Source organism: Verrucomicrobiota bacterium, assembly GCA_037139415.1.
In the GTDB taxonomy this organism is placed as follows: domain Bacteria; phylum Verrucomicrobiota; class Verrucomicrobiia; order Limisphaerales; family Fontisphaeraceae; genus JBAXGN01.
In genome coordinates, this window is the sequence record JBAXGN010000174.1 from 1 (window position 1) to 17534 (window position 17534).

The window sequence follows — 17534 nt, forward strand, 5'->3', positions numbered from 1 at the left end:
CAAACGGGCGCAGCGTCAAAAAATACCCAAAAAAACTTAACGAAGTAGAACTAACAGTCTTCTTGAACGACCTTTTCGTTCATGGTTTCTGGTGGCCAGTTGGTTTTCATGGTGCCGACCATCCCTAAAAAGGCCCCTCGGGTCAATGCGAAACTCCTGTCTTCCACGCTCGGTAAAACTCGAACCACAGATAAGCGGTGATGCCAGAGAAAAGCAGCAACGCCAAACCAACCCAAGCACTGCCGCCAGACTCGACGGCGAGCGAGGAAAGTGAAGACAGGTGAAACGCGAAGTAGCCAACGAACAGCGTCAAGGTGCTCGCTGCTGCTCCCCAAGCAAAGACTCTGACGTGCCGCTGCATGCGAGGTGAAAGCCGAGTGAACCCAAGTGCCGCAAATCCACCGAGCATGGCGATGGCCAAGACGTAGAGCAGGTCGCGCGGCTGCGATGAGAAATGCCGAACCGCGTCGGCAAAGTCGCGCACCGTGGTCACAATGAGCCATACAGCAACCAGAACTGCCGCTATGATGATGCTCCATTTATTCATGCGCGCGCGAATGTGGCTACCAACATTGTCGACCAAGCTTCATTTGCAGAAACTATACCCTCATTTCCCAGCAAGGGAACGTTTTTCCACGGCCACCGCCGCGCATCCAACAGACGCGCGTCGGTGTATGGTTGTCGAACGGTGTTTTCCCAGGCTTCGGGCCGTACATTAGGTGCCAATGGCAGCACAAACTTCTATCGCCAAATCACCAGCGCGTCTCGGCGCGTTACTGATGTTCAATGCGGCAGTAAATTCGATCCATTATCCCGTTTGACAAATGTATCATTTCTGGTACATTTTTTGCATATGAAAGCGGAACGCCCGCTCAACGTGGTCTTTTTTAAAACGGAAGCCAGTGGCGAACCGGTGCGCGAGTGGCTTAAATCCCTCGCGCGCGAGGAATGCAAGGGCATCGGTGTTGATATCCTGACCGTGCAGTACGCTTGGCCGGTTGGCAAGCCATTGGTGGATTATTTGGGCGATGGCATTTGGGAAGTCCGATCACGACTGGGAAACCGGATCGCGCGAACGCTGTTTATCGAGGTGGACCAGGAAATCGTGCTATTGCACGGGTTCATCAAAAAAACGCAGCAGACGCCCAAGCAAGACCTTGACCTGGCCAAAAAACGACGAAAGCAATATTTGCAGGCTTATGAACAAAAGAACTCATCGCGGCAGTGACTTCCAGGACTTCCTGAAAGAGGAGGGCATCATCGAAGAGGTGGAGACTCGCGCAATTAAGCAGGCCATAGCATTGCAATTTGCCGGATTGCTCGAACAACAATCATTGACCAAGGCCGAAATGGCGGCACGCATGAAAACCAGTCGTGCCGCCGTAGACCGGCTGCTGGATGCTTCGAATCCATCCATCACCCTCGCCACCTTGGGCAAGGCCGCTCATGTTTTGGGGTTCAAACTGAAAATTGAACTCCTGCCCGCATAAAATCATTCCAAGCTAACTTTTGCCTAATTCTTTGATTCCGCTTGTCCTGGGGCGGAAACGGGGGCAATCAATAACAGAACCACAGGCCTTTTCGCATTGACCCGAGGGGCCTTTTTAGGGATGGTCGCCACCATGATAATAAATTGGCCACCGGAAGACATGGACGAGAAGGGCGTTCGAGAAGACTGTTAGGCGGTTTTACGTCCCACATGAATAGAACGAATCCAGCTATGCTTACCGATGCCGAGTTCGAGCGCCGCAAGCCTGTCTGGAAGGCGTTTTCTGAGTTCTGGCTCGACACCGAACTTCAGGACGAAGATTTGCAACGTATCGCCAACATTGCGGCAGCATCAGGCTACACAGTCGCGGAATTGCGCGACATTTATCTCTACGAGGTTGCTCCGGTAGTCAGCCCCAACCTTCTCACAGTGGCTGGCGAATGGGCAGGCTTTGACGAGGAGTGGCTTTGTACCGAGGCGCGCAAGCACGCCGAGCATCGTACCATTTTGCTCCGTTTTTGCGTATTTATTGGCATCGGACGCGGACTTATGACTTACGCCACAGAGCGCCACTGGCATCACATCGTCACTCTACTTCCAACGGGCAAAGAAACAAAGCCAACACCTGGAAACGCCTAACCCTCGGCCTTCACTGTGCGTTCACTGGTCCGCCACCCCAGCTCAAATGCCCGCTCTCGTTTCACCCAATTCTTTGATTCCACTTCCAACAAATACCTTTTCCTGAATATGCGCCGTCAATCCAACGTCAAGGGCTATGATGCACGCCGGGAATAAGCTAGGAATCGGTTGGTTGCTCGCCAGTCTCTGGTGGGCATTGAGCGCCATGGGGCAAACCCCGCCCCCCACGTTTGAGGGTGCCAAGTGGATTTGGTACGCCGTGGACCCGGATGAGGCGTCCATGCATTTCCCCGCCGGGGCCCACTGCTTCCGCGCCGCGGTGGTCCTGCCGGAAACAGCGCCAGTCAAAGCGGCGGAAATCATCGTGACGGCGGATAATCTCTACACGGTGTACCTCAACGGCAAGCCGGCGGGCGAGAGCAGCGCGGACCCCAACGCGTGGAACCAGCCCAAACGGTTCGACGTGACCGCGTTGTTGGCGCCGGGGCGGAATGTCCTGGCCGTCGAAGCCATCAACACCGCGCCTGGCCCGGCGGGTTTATTGCTCAAACTCTCGGCGCGGATGGCGGATGGCTCCACGGTGACGCTGGTGACGGATGACGCCTGGCGCTGCAATGAGAAGGAAACCCCGAATTGGGAGCAGCCCGGATTCGATGACCGGAAGTGGCGGCTGGCGTTTGTGGTGGGGGATTACGGCGTGCCGCCGTGGGGGAAAATCGCGGTGCGTTCCCCCTTGGAACCGGCCGGGCAGCCGCCCAGCGCGGCCCGTCAGCGGGTGCGCCAGGTCCTGACCCAGCAAAAGGCCGCCGCCCGCAACGCCAACCGGCAAACCCCGGCGGCCGGGAATTCGGTGGCCGTCGCGGAAGTGGCGGCCCCCGAGAATTACGCCTGGCCGGAGGCGGTGGTGTTCGTGGGTGAGGATTGCAGTTTGTACCGTCCGCTCAGCCACACCGGCACCGGGTACGACAGCCTGAATGTGACGATCTTTAATCCGCGCAAATCACGCGGATTCCCCGAGCACGATCTGCCGGCGCCGATGAAGGTCGGCCGCAAATTATTCGCGCTGCAACCCGCCAAGCCCGGGTCCACCCCGCGCCTGTTGCTGGACGCCGGCAAAGGCGGCCTGGGTTCGCCCGGCGTTTCCTTTGACGGGCGCTCGGTGTTTTTCTCCATGGCACGCGAGGGCGAGGCCTTTTTCCATATCTACCAGTTGGACGTTGGGAGCGGGAAGCTGGTCCGGCTGACGGAGGGGCCGTTCCACGACATTGACCCAGCCGAGTTGCCCGATGGCCGGATCGTCTTCACCTCAACGCGCATCGGCTACTTTGAGGAATACCACAACCCGCCGTCCCGCTCCCTCTTCATGATGAACGCGGATGGGGGTAATGTTCATCCGCTGACCCATACGTTCATTTTCGACAACGAGCCGGAAATCATGGCGGATGGGCGCATCCTGTTTTTACGGACGGATAACTTCTTTGATCGCGGCAAGGTGGAAACGCTGTTGCACGCGGTGCATCCGGACGGCACGGAAGGCTACACGGAGTTTGGGCTGGAACTGGGGCCGGATTATGGCGGGCGGCTGCGCGCCTTTGTCTGCGGCAGCCCCGCGCCGATGCCGGATGGCCGAGTGGCATTTGTCTCCGGGCCGGGCATCACCATTGGCCAGCCGGGCAGCGCCGCCAGGGATGTGCAGCATTTGCGGGTAGAGGCGGGGGATGTGGCCGCGCTGCCGGATGGGAGGCTGCTGTGTACGACGCCCGTGCGTCGTCCGGTGGAGATTCCCAAGGGCAAGGAGAAACAAACCGTGCAGGACCTCAGCTACGAAAAAATCATGATCCTCGATCCGGAAAGCCAGCCGCCTCAGATGGTGTTGCTCCACACGTCCAGCAACGGGCCGCTGCATTCGCCCGTCTATCTCGGCGCGCGCCGGAAGCCGCCGCAATTGGCGGAAAAAGTGACTTCGCCGCCGGACGCGACTGCGCCCGCCACCGGTGTGCTGTTTTGCCAAAATGCGCGCTTCACGAAAAACACCAAGGCCGGGTGGCCGCAGATCAAGGCCATTCGCGTGCTGGCCGGCAAGGGGTTGACCGTGCGGTCTTCGCATTCATACATTGTGCATGCCGGCAGCGAAGTGCGGGAATTAGGCACTGTGCCGCTCGCACCGGATGGTTCGTTCGCCGTGGAAGTGCCGGCGGATACTGCCATTGCCTTTCAGGCGGTGGATGCGGAGGGGCGCTCCGAACTCAATGAAATGTCATGGATTTATGTGCGGCCGGGGGAACAGCGCGGGTGCATCGGCTGCCACCAACCACGGCAATCCACCCCGCCGCCGGGAGCCGTCATGCAGGCAATGCGCACGCCGCCTTTGAAACTGCTTGGCCAGGGGCAGCCCCACCGGTTCCGCGGCAACAACGCGGCGGTGACCGGCCTCATGGAACTGCAATTCGACCGTTACCGGGAAGTCGCGGGTATTAACCGGCATAGCGAAACGGCCGCCCCGCTTGCGACCGGTGGGCAAGAGGTCAGTGAGCTTATTGGCCAATTGCAGGGAAAAGACCCGGCCTTGAAAATTTCCGCCGCCCAACGGCTGGCGCTGTTTCGCAACCCAGCCGCCGCGCCTGCACTGGCGCAATGCCTGCGCGATCCCAGCCGGGAATTGCGCGTCGCTGCCGCGCTGGCGTTGAGCACCTGCGGCAATCGGGAGAGCATCCCGGCGTTGCTGGCAACGCTGACCGATGTGGAACCCATGGTTGCACAGGCGGGAGTGGTCGCCTTGGAAAATCTCACCGTCCACGTGGAACCGTTCAACGCCTACGATCCGATGCCGCATCGCACCGCCCAGGCAGATGCCTGGCGCGAATGGTTCAAAAACAATGCGTGGGAAAAAATTGAAGCCGACCTGGTGTCACGCCTTGATACCACCAATCGCGACACTGTCCGGCGCGTGGCGGTTGCCCTCGGGCACGTTGGCGGAGAACCGGCCCGCGCGGCGTTGCGTGCTTACGTGAGCCGGGAGCGCGACGATACATCGGTCATTGAATGGCGCAAAACGCATCAGGGCGACGGCGCGCGTTTCAATTCACTGGAGGCAATGAATCCGCGCACCGTGCAGGCAGCCACGCGCGCGCTTGGGTATTTGAAAGACGCCGGGGCGGTGCCCATGTTGGCGGAGACCTTGATTCGACACAGCGACCCGGATAAAGGAAATCTCTTCCTGGCCGAGGCTGCCGCCGAAGCCTTGGGGCGCATTGGCACCCCGGAGGCGGAAACGGCGCTGATCAACGCCTTCATCCAACTTAAGGATTACCCACGCCACACCTCCTGGTATGGCGACCACGGCGCGCTGATGGCCTGCCACGCTTCGCCCGTGCATTACTTTATCACGGAAGCGTTGGATGCCTTGGGCACAACCCACGCCACCAATCTGATCCCCTTCCTGATCCGGTCGGTGCCGACCGATCCCGATCGGGCGCTGTTGCTGGTGAATGACGATTGCGAGACGCTCATTGGCCGGGTCATCCGCCGGAGCGGAGCCGAGGCGGCCGTCGTTGAAACCTGCCTGGGTATCCTGGGGGATGCCGCCGCCGTCAAAACCCAAGACCTCGAGACAGCCATTGCCACCACGCACCAGGCTTGGGGCGGCAAACCGGACCCGGAAAATCGTGCCGCCCAGATTCTCTCGCTCACCTGCCGCGACACCAAGTACGAGCCGCGCATCCGGGCCGCGCTGGACCGGTACCAGATGAAATCCACCGACATCCCGCGCGTCTTCGATACCGGCATCCCCGTGGTCAAAGTGCTGCCGGTGAAACATTGGGTCTGCTTTTTCCTGGCGCGCACCCTTGGTAATTTGGCGCAACCACAATCGGCGGATGCGCTGCTGGCTGCACTAGAGCAATCGCCCACCGAGGCGGCTCCTGGACGACCTGATCCATTCGGCCCCGGTGTCTTATTCCTGCACAACGATTTGACGCCATGCTGGCGGGCGGCAGTGGCTTGGGCTTTGGGGCGCATTGGTGATCGCCGCGCCGCGCCGTTATTGCTGAAGGTGATTGCGGACCTGAACAACGCGCCGGACACGCGTTACACCGCCGCCGAGGCGCTCACCCGGATGCGCGATCCCGACAGTATGGGAGCAATCAAAAAACTGGCCGCCAATTACCCCGAGGTTTCCACCCGCCGCGTTTTACTGGAGACCCTCCAACCCTGATATTCAATCAAAGGAAAACGTCGAGCAGAGTTTAGATCACCCGTAGCGGCGGGTGAGGCGGAACTGATCGTAAGCCAGGCGGTGGACAGGAGTCATTTTATCAAAATCGGGAGCGCCATTGGGCCGAATGGGCCAGGCCGCCGCGCTGGATTGAACTTCCGTCCGCCCCACCGAAGGTAGCGAGGAATCTGTAGCCAGCGGGTTATTCCGAACGGATACGGTAGAACGGCGCGCCGCCGAGCCATCATAGCTCATGGATTGGTCGGTCAGCTCCAGGTCTTTTTCCAAGGCGAGCTTGGGCGCAATTTTGAATTTGCCCAGGATGGCATGGTACGCATGCACGGCTTCCACCGGATCAATTTTATCACTGGCAATCAGCCGGAGCATCTCGATGAACGCCAATTGATGTTCCGCGCCGTTGATCTTGCGTCCGTAAAGGGCCACCCGCGCACCGTGTTTTTTGACATCGTGGATCATGCGGAACGCGTCATACGTCGTTCCCGCGCCACCGCCCAGGATGCCGACCACCATATTGGGATCGTACTGCACCAGTTCCTCCAGCGCCTTGGGACCGTGATAGACAATCTTCAGGAACACCGGACGCGACGCACCGGCCACTCCCGCGAGCGTGCGCAAAATATTGTCGTTGATGAATTCGCCCAACTTTTCGGGCGGGATACCGCTGTTGACGTTGGGATCAAAGATCTCCAGGAAGTAACGGAATTTCTTGCGCTCGGCTTCCTCACGGAATTCCTTGAAGCGCTGGAGGGTGGCTTTGTCTTGCTCGAGATTATTGACGAAGGTCACCGAGTAAAGGCCCAGGTTTGCGCCCGGAAATTCGCCGGTGGAACGGTCACACTCAAGCTTGCCGCATTGAATATGGTCAATGGTGGCACTGCGAAACGGCTGGGCAGGCTCGCGGGTATAACAGCCGTGGCGCACCGCCCAAACATCAGTGGCGTCATTGGCGCGGGCCGCCGGGGTGACATGCGAATTGCGGAACAAGCCCTCCTGAATGGTCAGGATTTCGTTGATATAGGCAGACATCAACATGATATCCACCAGCCCCTGATGCACCACCTCGCGAATGATATCGAGATACTCAGGCAAGTTGCGGTAGCCGAATTCCTCGCGAGTCCAGACTTCCGGGGAAAAACGGGCGGGACGTTCGCCCTGACCGGAGAGATAGGAGCGCGGGCCGGTGGCACGCACGCCAAAAGCCATGTCCGCATCCTTCGCATCCGCGAGGATAAACTCACGCGAAGCCGGATTGGCTTTGATCTCCGCCAGTTTGGCGTCCAAAGATTTCATTGATATAGCACCGACCCGCCCCATCTGCCCGCCACCGGGATAGCGTGTTTACTTCAGCTTGCTCAGAATTTGTTCCGTGATGGCCTGCACCAACTTCTCGGCGTCCGGATTCAGTTTGCCAGTTTCGCCAGCGGCGGGCTTGGACGGAGCGTCACACACCGCCCCCGTGCGCCACTCGCTGTTGTCGCACAGTTCGCATTCTTTGAGGCCGACGCGGGAATCCGGGATGCCCAGCGTGGTCTTGATGCGGATCAGGTCCTTCAGGTGGGCCGGGCTGAAAGTCTTCAGCGGCACGCCCAACTGCATGGCGACGACGACGGTATGGCAATAGGCCTCCAGGATTTCCATCTTGAAGTAGGCGTCCTCAACATTCACATGGCTCCAGGCCACCGCACCGTGATTGCCCATGAGCACGGTGTTATGCTTGTCCACCAGGTCCGCCACCAGCTTGCCCATTTCCGGCGTGCCGGGCGTTTGATATTCCGCCACCGGCACTGTCCCGATCATGACTTCAATTTCCGGGATCATGCACGTGGGCGGTTCGACCTGCGCGACGGCAAAGGCGGTCGAGTGCGGCGGATGGCAATGCACCGTAGCGACAGCGCGCGGCTGGCGCTTCATCATCTGGAGATGCATGAGAATTTCGCTGGTGCGCTTATTGGTACCGGCGAGCTGATTGCCCTCGAAATCCACCAGGCAGACGTCGGAGGTCTTCATGAACCCCTTGGACACCAGCGTGGGCGTGCACACCGCAATATCCTCGCCGACCTTGATGGCGATGTTGCCGCCGTTACCATCCACGTAACCGCGCTCCCAGAGGCGGCGGCCAATGTCGCAAATCTGCGCCTTGAAGAGGTTAATTTCCGGGGAATTGAAATAGGCTTCCAACTCGGCCTTGGGGGTCTTGGAGCTGTACTTCATGTTCGGCACATGCAGCAGACCGGTGGCAGCGGAACCGTAGGTATCCCCTGAAGCAACGGCCGCAGCCGGCTTGGCCGGCACCGCAGCGGCGGTAACTTGCGGCTTTTTCGCCACGCCCGAATCCAGGTCGCGCAAATAATCACGCGCGGATGGCGTCAGCAACACATCAGCCGGCAGATTGGCAACATCCTTGCCTTGCCGTACCATTTCTTCAACTTCTTTGAGACTGATTACGTTTTTCATAAAGTTCCGTTATTATAGTTTCAATGGGTTGTAAAAAATATCATCGATCAACGCGGCGTTTATGGCATCAATGGGGGTGGGTTTGTCGAAAGGTGCGGTGGCTTCCGCGCCTTCCTCGTATCCCACCGTATCCCCTACCCCGCCACCGAGCGAATCATATATCACCAGACTAGGGTCTTTGCTCATGCCAGCCGGGGTTTTGGTGCCGCGCTGAAAATGCTCACGGGTAAACGGGCTGACCACGAGCCAGCGGGCACCCACCAACGCGGGCACCGTCTCGCTCAATGTCACCCGACCTATAACCGTTCCAAATTTCATACTGGCACGTTCGGTTCCATCTCATCCACAATCCCGATCACCAACCAGCGCACCGGGCATTTTGCATTCTTCACCGCCTGCCGGGCGGCCCAGCCGTCCGACGAAATCACCACCCGCTGATGCATCCCGGCCCCGTAGGGATCAATCGCCACCTGGGGCGCGCCCTCGGGTTCGCCCGCGTTGCCAATCGGCTGGCAGATCACCAGCCGCCACCCCTCATAACCGGGATGCTTGCGGACTGAGACGGCATTGCCTTCAACACGGGCCAATAGCATAGTAGTTAGGAGTCAGGAGTTAGAAGTTAGAATGGCCTGCGCGTAGCCGTTTAACATTTTCCCGACCTCGACATATTGGCCTTCTAATTTCGTCGTATCTCCATACCCAAGGTCTTTGGCCAATACCAAGTAATAATGCACTTCCTCAAGCGAGCCCTGAGCGATATTGAAAAAACGCACCTTATCGCTCGGACCGCGTTTGGGGAACCCTTCGGCGATATTCGCCGCGATGGAAATGGCCGCCCGCCTGAGTTGAGATGTCAGCACATATCGTTCAGAATCCGGGAAACCATGGGAAAACCTGTACAAATCCAAAACGAATTGATGGGCCTTTTGCCAGACCATCAAGTCCTTGAAACTTCGCGCAGGTTTATTCATTCCATCTTCTAGTTCCTAATTTTTACTAGTCTATCTCCTAACTTCTATCTCCTAACTTCTAGAAAATTCTGAGTTTGTCCACCATCACACACCGCCGCACACGGGTGAAGGTTCGCGGATTGCAGATGCCTTCGCCGGTGGTCGTGGCAATGGAGAAATTCGAGTAGCCTTCGCCGCCCACGCCCAAACCCGCGACGCACGCGCCGTTTTTCACGAACAACGTCGTTTCCAGCGCCCGGGCCATCGCCGTCATATTCGACACGTCGTGCGAGTGAATAATGGCGCTGTGCTTGTAACCGTGTTCCGCCTTCTTGGATTCCGCAATGCCTTCGGCCACGGTTTTCACGCGGACCACCGGCACGAACGGCATCATCTGCTCTTCATACACGAACGGATGATCGGCCTGGGTCTCGGCGATCAACAGTTGGGTGCCGGCCGGAATGCTGGCACCGGCGATGCGGGCCAACACTTCGGGATCTTTGCCGACCAGATTACGGTTCAGCACGGGATGTCCGCACCCGGCGCCCTGTCCGGGCGGGAAGGTAAAGGATTCTTTGGACAGCTTCTCCACCTGGGAGCTGTTCAGGCGATACGCGCCGTGCCGTTCCAAGGCGGCCATGAACTTGTCGAAAAACGGTTCGAGCACGAACACCTCTTTTTCGCCGATGCACAGCAGATTATTATCGTAAGCCGCACCAAAGACCACGCACTTGGCGGCGTTGTCCAGGCAAGAGGTGCCATCCACCAGCACGGGCGGGTTGCCCGGTCCGGCGCAGACCGCGCGTTTGCCGCTGGCCATGGCGGCTTTCACCACCCCCGGACCGCCGGTGACACACAGCAATTTGACGTGTTCGCTCGCCGCAATCGCCTGGAAGGATTCCAGCGTCGGTTGTTCAACAATGCACGCGAGGTTCTCAATGCCGAGTTCACGGAAGATCGCCTCGTTTAATATCCGCGTCGCCATCGCCGCGCATTTGCTTGCGCCGGGATGGGCGTTGAATACGGCGGCATTGCCCGCCGCCGCCATGCTGATAACATTGCAGGCCAGCGTGGGAATAGAATGCGTCGAGGGAGTCACCGCGCCAATGACGCCGAAGGGCGCGTATTCTTCGAGGGTAATACCGTGATCGCCGCTCAAAGCATAAGGATGCAGAAACTCGACGCCGGGAATACCGCGCAGACCTTTCAGCTTTTCGATCTTGTGATCGAGGCGTCCGATCTTGGTTTCCTCCAACTCGATGCGGCCCCATTCCACGGCGTTGGCGAAGGCGAGTTCCTTGACGATCTGGATCACTTTATTGCGTCCGGCAACGCCCTTTTCCGAAAGTTGCAGGTACGCCTGATGCGCGGCTTCGCAAGCCTGTTTGGCGTCCTGAAACACGCCGAACTTGCGCGGACCGGGATCCTTGGCGGGAGCCGGAACAGGACAACCGCAATCGCTTTTGGGCACGGCAGCAGTGGTCAATACCTGCCCCAAGCGCCCCAGCACTTCAGCCACGACATCCCGCACCAGCGTTTCATTGATTTGCGAACTCATAGGTCATTCAAGTTTGCGCCTTGGCGCTATAAATCTCTTTCCCAAACACATCCACGGTATCCACGATGCCGATGATGACGGCGTCCACCGGAGCCTCTTTCAAGCCGGCCGCCAGGCGCGCGGAGCTGCCCTGGCAGAACAAAACCATCTCGCCGGCGCCGGCCCCCACGCTATCCACGGCGACAATGGTATTGCTGCCCGGTTTAAACCGGGTGGGGTCCTTGTCATCCACCAACTGGGGCCGCACCACGAGGAGCTTGCGCCCGCTCATGCTCGGATCCTTTTTGGTCGAGACAACGTAACCCTCAACTTTGGCGAGAAACATGGTTTTGCAGGTGGAAAATCAACGGTCAAACGTTAGAACCTGAAAGCCGGACCGCCCGCACAACCCGCGCCGATGGCAGCCGACTTCCAACCTTCCGTTTCCCAAGCCTCTACTTGGCCACCGGTTTCTTCGGCAACACCTGTTCCACATCGGCGTGCGGGCGCGCAATGACATGCACGCTGACGAGTTCGCCCTTGATTGCCTTGACGGCTTGGGCGCCCGCGTCCGTCGCGGCCTTGACGGCGGCGACATCCCCCACCACGACGGCGGTGACCAGCGCGTTTCCGACCTGGATCATCGGCCCGGCCAACTCGACGTTGGCGGCCTTGAGCATGGCGTCCGTACCTTCGACGAGCGCCACGAGACCCCGAGTTTCAATCATTCCAATTGCTTGTTGTGACATAGATTTGTTTTGGTTAATGGTTAATCGTAAATTGTTAAATGGTATGTTTCAGCTTCATTTTTCCAGGAGCCGCTTCGCCTCGCGGGCGACCACCAACTCCTCGTTCGTGGGGATCACCATGACTTTCACGCGTGAATTCGGCGCGCTGATGACCGCTTCCCGTGCCTTAACCTGCTGGTTCAATTCCGGGTCCAGCACGATGCCAAGCTGATCCAGGTTCGCGCAGATTGCTTCACGCAGGCTCACCTGGTTTTCCGCAATCCCCGCCGTCAACACCAGCACATCCGCACCGTTCAGCTCGGCCAGATAAGCCCCCACCCAATGGCGGATTTGCTGAACGAAAACATCGAGCGCCAGCTTGGCGCGCGGATTTCCCAAGGCAACCTGGGCATCCAGGTCGCGGACATCATTATAACCGCCAGACAACCCTTTCAGACCGGACTCTTTGCAGAGCATTTTCTCGATCTCCGCCAAGGAGAGGCTGGTGGTTTTTAGGAGGAACGGAATCGCGCTGGAATCCAAATCACCGACGCGGTTATTGTGAGGCAGACCGGACTGCGGGCTCATACCCAAACTATTTCCGATCGCCACACCGTTTAAAATTCCGGTAATGGAGGAACTGCCCCCCAAGTGACAGGAGATGACGCGCAGCGCGGGCTGGCGCACCGGAGAGGTGCCGCCATTCACGTAGAGCATCCGGGCGCGTTCGGCCACATCCTCGCGACCGAGCAATTCCGCCGACCGTTCGGCAATGAATTTGTGACTGGCACCATGAAAACCGTAGCGGCGCACGCCCAGGTCGTACCAGCTTTCCGGCACAGCATACCGCATCGAGGCCGAGGGGGCATACTGATAGAAGGCGGTTTCAAACAACCCGATCAGCGGCATTTTGGGCATCCGTTGAGCGAACAGCCGGATGCCGGTAATGTACGGCGGATTATGGGCCGGAGCGAGCTGGTTAAAAGCCTCCATGGCCTGCAGCACGGTTTCATCCAAACGCACGCAGCCTGAGACGTTCTTGGCCACCACGGTCTTAAACCCGACGGCGGCCAGGTCACTCTCGCTGGCAATGGCGCCCCCCTGCTTCAACTGCGCCAGGCAGTCTTCGATGGCGGCGGCGTAATCCGTCACCCGCTCGAAACCACCCTTGTGCAGCATCCGCTCTTGGCCGTTTGAGAAATCAAACAGCCGCCACTTGAGCGACGTGCTACCAATGTTGGCTACCAGGATTTTCATGGTCTGGCGATACGAGGCACGGCGGCGTCAGGACAACGCCCCGGCCATCGGCGCTCCACCCTTGATTATTGCTGGAGCCACTTGCCGAGACCGCCCAATCCTTCGTGCGGACGCGGGATCACCTGCACGGCGACCACGGCACCCACCTGGGAGGCGGCGGCAGCGCCGGCGTCGGTCGCGGCCTTCACGGCGGCGACGTCGCCCCGGAAGAATCCGGTCACGTATCCGCTGCCGACTTTTTCCCAGCCCACGAGGGTGACATTCGCGGCTTTGAGCGCGGCGTCACAGGCTTCGAGCAGGGCGCAAAGCCCCTTCGTTTCGATCATGCCAATTGCTTGCTGTACCATAAATTTATTAATCGTTATTGGTTGTGGTTGTCAGTTCAGGCTACTTCTTGATGGCGGCATCGCCCAGGAATGCCTTCAGCAAATCCTCGTGCGGACGCGCCAGGATGTGGGAGCTGACCAGCTCGCCGACTTTGCCAGCCGCCTTGGAGCCCGCGTCCACCGCCGCCTTGACGCTGCCGACGTCGCCCTTGCAGAAGACGGTAATCAAACCGCCGCCGATGGGGATGGTTTTGACCAGCGTGACGTTGGCCGCTTTTACCATGGCATCGCTCGCCTCGACGGCGCCGATGTAGCCCTTGGTCTCGATCATTCCTAATGCTTCGCTCATAGTTTTATTTTTATGGGTTGATGGTTTTCGTTTTAAAATGGTTCAATTACTTGACTAATTCGCAGGGAGTATCTGCCTGGAGATTGCAGGCATTGCCTTCATCGGTATCAATGTGGACCTCCAGCTTGAAACTCTTGTCCACGCGCACCAGCATTTCATCCAGCGTAATGGCGCACGGGCCGCCGATCTTGAGTTGCATGTACCCGCCCGGTTTCACCCCGTAGAATTCCGCGTCATCCGGATGCATGTGCACATGTCGCTCGGCGCGAATCACGCCGTCTTTCATCTCAAAAAATCCATTGGGGCCCATCAGCATGCAGCCCGGCGTATCCTTGATGTTGCCCGAGGCGCGCAGCGGCAGGTCAAAGCCCAGTGCGATGCCGTCCGTATATGCCAGCTCCACCTGATTCAAATTGCGGCAGGGACCGAGAATGCGGAGATTGGAAATGACGCGGCTGCGGGGGCCGATCAGCGTGACGGCTTCCTTGGCGGCAAATTGGCCATCCTGATAGAGCCATTTATGCACCTGCAACTTGTGGCCTTTGCCAAAAAGCGCTTCCACCGCCTCTTGGGTCAGATGGCAATGACGGGCGCTCACGTTTACCAAAAGCGGGTTGGGGCCTTTGGCCGTGCGAGGCAGCGGCAGCGATAACCGCTGATAGATCGCTTGCCGAACCAAATGTTCGACCGCTGAACGATGTATGGGCGCTTGCGCAGACATATTATGGAGTGAGTTTGGTAGAAAAATGGCTCCCTGTCAAATTAAATCTTGCAAAAAATATCAGCTTATACCAATATCTACCAAAATCTACCAAGATTAAGACTTAAGACATGCAAGCGGAAGAGCGACAACGGCGCATCGAAGAATACCTTGGGCGGGTGGAATTTGCCTCTTTGGAGGAACTCGCCCGCGAGGTGGAGGCGTCCATTTCCACCGTCCGCCGGGACCTGACCGCGCTGGAAGTCACCGGAGTGGCCAAGCGAACTCATGGCGGAGGCCGGATCGTCAACCCGCGCACGGACGAATTTACGTTTTCCACACGGGACACCCATGAGTTGAGCGAAAAGGAAGCCATCGGCAAAGCGTGCGCTGAACTCATCAAGCCGAACCAGAGCCTGATCTTGGACGCGGGCACCACGGTCTATCACGTGGCGCGGTATCTGGGCAGCAAAGCGCCGCAGGTGATCACCAATTCCCTGCCGGTCGCCAACCTGTTCATTTCGGATAACCAGGTGGAGGTGCTGGTGACCGGGGGTGTGATCTATCCGCGCTTGGGAGTGCTGGTAGGACCGGTGGCCATCAACAGCTTTTCGGACATGCACGCGGATGTGGCCATCATGGGGGCGGGCGGGCTGACGTTGGATGGCATCACCAACTCCCATGCACTCCTGATCGAGATCCAGCACGCGATGATCAAATCCGCGCAGAAAGTCATCATCTGCCTGGACCATACCAAATTCGGTCGAAAATCCGTGGTGCCGATGTGCGACCTGGAGGTGATTGACACGATCGTCACGGATAACGGCGCCCCACCGGAGATGGTAAACGCCCTGCGCGAACGCGGTATTGAGGTGATTGTGGCGGGGTAAGGGGAGGCTGTTTGGTTTGCGCTGATTAACGGCGAAGGCTATTTAACCGCCAAATGCCCGTGGAAAACCCAAAATTGCATGTGGACTTGCGGCGATTGTCTATAGACTTTTGTCGATTTCCCATGGGAAAACGCCGCTAGCCTATAGACTTTCGTCAATATCCTATGGGAAAACGGCGTTGGACCATAGACTTTTAACGCTGGCCGATAGACTTTTGGCGATTGTCTATCGTCCTGCATGGGTTTCCCATGGGAAATTGGCGTTGGGCGGCCAGCCAATTCCAGCCGTAGTTGGGAAAATCCTGGAAACTCAGAGGCCCGGCATGGCCTCATCAATCACCTCGGGGTGCGCGGTGCGGATATGCATCAACACCTTGCTGCGGGCGACCATCTCCACCGTGCTCTCCGTATTGGCGATCTCGGCGGTCTGTGTCGCTCCGCAAACTGGGCACACGGCCACATAACACGCGTTGACTCCATAAGGCTCCCGCGTCATTTGAATCTCTTCAAACCACTGGATGGGTGTTTTCTTCATAGCGTACCTGTTAAAGAGGAGAGATTATACCCACTCCTTGGCATAAGGCCAGCTTCATTTATACGAAAATCAACTTAGCGGCAGGTGTCGCGGAATAAAGTAGCCGGACAAAAACGAAACCTGCCCACGACTTCTCATTGACCGTGCCGCCGCGTTTGCTATCGTCGCCCCATGCCACTTTCGTGGAATGAGATTCGTCACCGCGCCATCGCCTTTGCCAATGAGTGGCAAGGCGAAACCCGCGAGGCTGCCGAGCGCCAGACGTTCTGGAATGAATTCTTCAATGTGTTTGGCATTCGCCGCCGCACGGTGGCCACGTTCGAGGAGCCGGTGAAGAAACTCTCGGGGGATTGGGGCTTCATTGACCTGTTCTGGCCCGGCAAACTGCTGGTCGAGCACAAGACCGCCGGGGCGGACCTCGGCAAAGCCCACGCGCAAGGCATGGATTACATTCGCGGCTTGAAGAACTCCGGGCGCGATGCGGAAATTCCCCGTTGGCTGCTCGTCTCTGATTTCACGCGCGTTGCGTTGCATGATTTGGAGCCGGAACAAGACCCGGATGCCCCGCTGTTGCAACGGTTGCCGCCCAGCATTGAGTTTCCGCTCGCAGAGTTTCACAAGCATATCCGCCATTTTGCGTTCGTCGCCGGATATACCCAGCATCGGCTGGACCCGGAAAGCCCCGCAAACCTCGAAGCCACCCAGCTCATGTGCAACCTGCACGATGCCTTGGAGCATGGCGGCTACACTGGGCACGAACTCAAACGGTTCCTGGTCCGCATCCTCTTTTGTCTTTTCGCTGAAGACACCGGCCTTTTCCCGACCAAAGGTTTTGAATTGTTAATCCGCGATCGTACCGCCGAGGATGGCTCCGATCTCGGTCTCCGTTTGGCACATCTGTTTCGCATTCTCAACACGGATACCACGCAACGCCAAAAGAACCTGGATGAGGACCTGAGCCAGTTCCCGTATGTGAACGGCGAACTCTTTTCCGAGAAGCTGGAGTTTGCGGATTTCAATGCCGACATGCGCAATGGCCTGCTGGCCTGTTGCCGGTTCCATTGGGAGACTATTTCCCCCGCCGTCTTCGGGTCGCTCTTCCAAGCCGTCATGGACAGCAAGGAACGCCGCCAGGTGGGCGCGCATTACACGGCGGAAAAGAACATTCTGAAGCTCATTCGTTCACTGTTTCTGGATGAACTGCGGGCAGAGTTTGAAAGCATCAAGACCAACCGTTCCACCCGCCGCATGGCCCGCTTGGAGGAATTCCATGATAAGCTGGCCAACCTGACGTTCCTCGATCCCGCCTGCGGGTGCGGCAACTTTCTAGTCATCACCTACCGCGAACTGCGCAAACTGGAATTGGAAGTGCTGCTGGAATTGCACGGTCGTCAGCATGAAATGGCGCTGGATGCCGTCAATAAGCTTTCCAAGCTCAACGTCCACC

20 protein-coding genes are annotated in these 17534 nt (G+C 58.3%); 6 read left to right on the forward strand and 14 right to left on the reverse strand.

The annotated features are described in order from the left end of the window. Positions 1-142: 142 nt before the first annotated feature. Complete coding sequence (locus WCO56_23375) at positions 143-547, reverse strand: hypothetical protein (protein ID MEI7732532.1); 405 nt, start codon at positions 545-547, stop codon at positions 143-145. 12 nt (positions 548-559) lie between these two features. Here WCO56_23375 and WCO56_23380 point away from each other — a divergent pair, with 12 nt between their 5' ends. The 4 genes from WCO56_23380 (at position 560) to WCO56_23395 (ending at position 6341) form a co-directional block, all read left to right on the forward strand. Next, on the forward strand, positions 560-1228 hold the full coding sequence (locus tag WCO56_23380) for a type II toxin-antitoxin system RelE/ParE family toxin (protein ID MEI7732533.1): 669 nt from the start codon (positions 560-562) through the stop codon (positions 1226-1228). After that, positions 1200-1490, forward strand: coding sequence for an XRE family transcriptional regulator (locus tag WCO56_23385; protein MEI7732534.1), 291 nt, complete (start codon positions 1200-1202; stop codon positions 1488-1490). Before WCO56_23380 ends, WCO56_23385 begins: the two co-directional genes overlap by 29 nt. Before the next feature lie 230 nt (positions 1491-1720). After that, complete coding sequence (locus WCO56_23390) at positions 1721-2128, forward strand: hypothetical protein (protein MEI7732535.1); 408 nt, start codon at positions 1721-1723, stop codon at positions 2126-2128. 136 nt (positions 2129-2264) lie between these two features. Continuing rightward, a complete protein-coding gene (locus tag WCO56_23395; protein ID MEI7732536.1) occupies positions 2265-6341 on the forward strand; it encodes a HEAT repeat domain-containing protein in 4077 nt (1358 codons plus the stop codon). Between the two features lie 36 nt (positions 6342-6377). Here WCO56_23395 and WCO56_23400 read toward each other — a convergent pair whose 3' ends face one another. From WCO56_23400 to WCO56_23455, 12 genes are all read right to left on the reverse strand, one after another. Beyond that, positions 6378-7652, reverse strand: a complete 1275-nt coding sequence (locus WCO56_23400; protein MEI7732537.1) for a hypothetical protein — start codon at positions 7650-7652, stop codon at positions 6378-6380. A 48-nt stretch (positions 7653-7700) separates the two neighbouring features. Continuing rightward, a complete protein-coding gene (locus tag WCO56_23405) occupies positions 7701-8816 on the reverse strand; it encodes a class II aldolase/adducin family protein (GenBank protein ID MEI7732538.1) in 1116 nt (371 codons plus the stop codon). 12 nt (positions 8817-8828) lie between these two features. Then, on the reverse strand, positions 8829-9134 hold the full coding sequence (locus WCO56_23410) for a EutN/CcmL family microcompartment protein (protein ID MEI7732539.1): 306 nt from the start codon (positions 9132-9134) through the stop codon (positions 8829-8831). Further along, positions 9131-9409: a EutN/CcmL family microcompartment protein gene (locus WCO56_23415; GenBank protein ID MEI7732540.1), complete on the reverse strand. Its 279-nt coding sequence runs from the start codon at positions 9407-9409 to the stop codon at positions 9131-9133. The genes WCO56_23410 and WCO56_23415 overlap by 4 nt, the downstream gene beginning before the upstream one ends. A gap of 12 nt (positions 9410-9421) precedes the next feature. Then, positions 9422-9787: a four helix bundle protein gene (locus WCO56_23420; protein ID MEI7732541.1), complete on the reverse strand. Its 366-nt coding sequence runs from the start codon at positions 9785-9787 to the stop codon at positions 9422-9424. 58 nt (positions 9788-9845) lie between these two features. Further along, positions 9846-11324 (reverse strand): aldehyde dehydrogenase family protein, encoded by a 1479-nt coding sequence (locus WCO56_23425; protein MEI7732542.1) that lies wholly within the window; start codon positions 11322-11324, stop codon positions 9846-9848. A gap of 7 nt (positions 11325-11331) precedes the next feature. Next, positions 11332-11649 (reverse strand): EutN/CcmL family microcompartment protein, encoded by a 318-nt coding sequence (locus WCO56_23430; protein MEI7732543.1) that lies wholly within the window; start codon positions 11647-11649, stop codon positions 11332-11334. Between the two features lie 109 nt (positions 11650-11758). Continuing rightward, positions 11759-12052, reverse strand: a complete 294-nt coding sequence (locus WCO56_23435; GenBank protein MEI7732544.1) for a BMC domain-containing protein — start codon at positions 12050-12052, stop codon at positions 11759-11761. A 54-nt stretch (positions 12053-12106) separates the two neighbouring features. Then, positions 12107-13288: an acetate kinase gene (locus WCO56_23440; GenBank protein ID MEI7732545.1), complete on the reverse strand. Its 1182-nt coding sequence runs from the start codon at positions 13286-13288 to the stop codon at positions 12107-12109. A gap of 65 nt (positions 13289-13353) precedes the next feature. Then, positions 13354-13635, reverse strand: a complete 282-nt coding sequence (locus tag WCO56_23445; GenBank protein ID MEI7732546.1) for a BMC domain-containing protein — start codon at positions 13633-13635, stop codon at positions 13354-13356. Between the two features lie 40 nt (positions 13636-13675). Further along, on the reverse strand, positions 13676-13963 hold the full coding sequence (locus tag WCO56_23450) for a BMC domain-containing protein (GenBank protein ID MEI7732547.1): 288 nt from the start codon (positions 13961-13963) through the stop codon (positions 13676-13678). A gap of 46 nt (positions 13964-14009) precedes the next feature. Then, positions 14010-14684, reverse strand: coding sequence for a phosphate propanoyltransferase (locus WCO56_23455; GenBank protein ID MEI7732548.1), 675 nt, complete (start codon positions 14682-14684; stop codon positions 14010-14012). Positions 14685-14794: 110 nt separating this feature from the next. Here WCO56_23455 and WCO56_23460 point away from each other — a divergent pair, with 110 nt between their 5' ends. Further along, a complete protein-coding gene (locus WCO56_23460; protein ID MEI7732549.1) occupies positions 14795-15553 on the forward strand; it encodes a DeoR/GlpR family DNA-binding transcription regulator in 759 nt (252 codons plus the stop codon). A 309-nt stretch (positions 15554-15862) separates the two neighbouring features. Here the strand turns inward: WCO56_23460 and WCO56_23465 are convergent, their stop codons facing one another. After that, complete coding sequence (locus tag WCO56_23465; protein ID MEI7732550.1) at positions 15863-16087, reverse strand: hypothetical protein; 225 nt, start codon at positions 16085-16087, stop codon at positions 15863-15865. Positions 16088-16258: 171 nt separating this feature from the next. Between WCO56_23465 and WCO56_23470 the strand changes: the two genes are divergently transcribed. Beyond that, a partial coding sequence (locus WCO56_23470; protein MEI7732551.1) for a type IIL restriction-modification enzyme MmeI occupies positions 16259-17534 on the forward strand: 1276 nt, incomplete at its 3' end.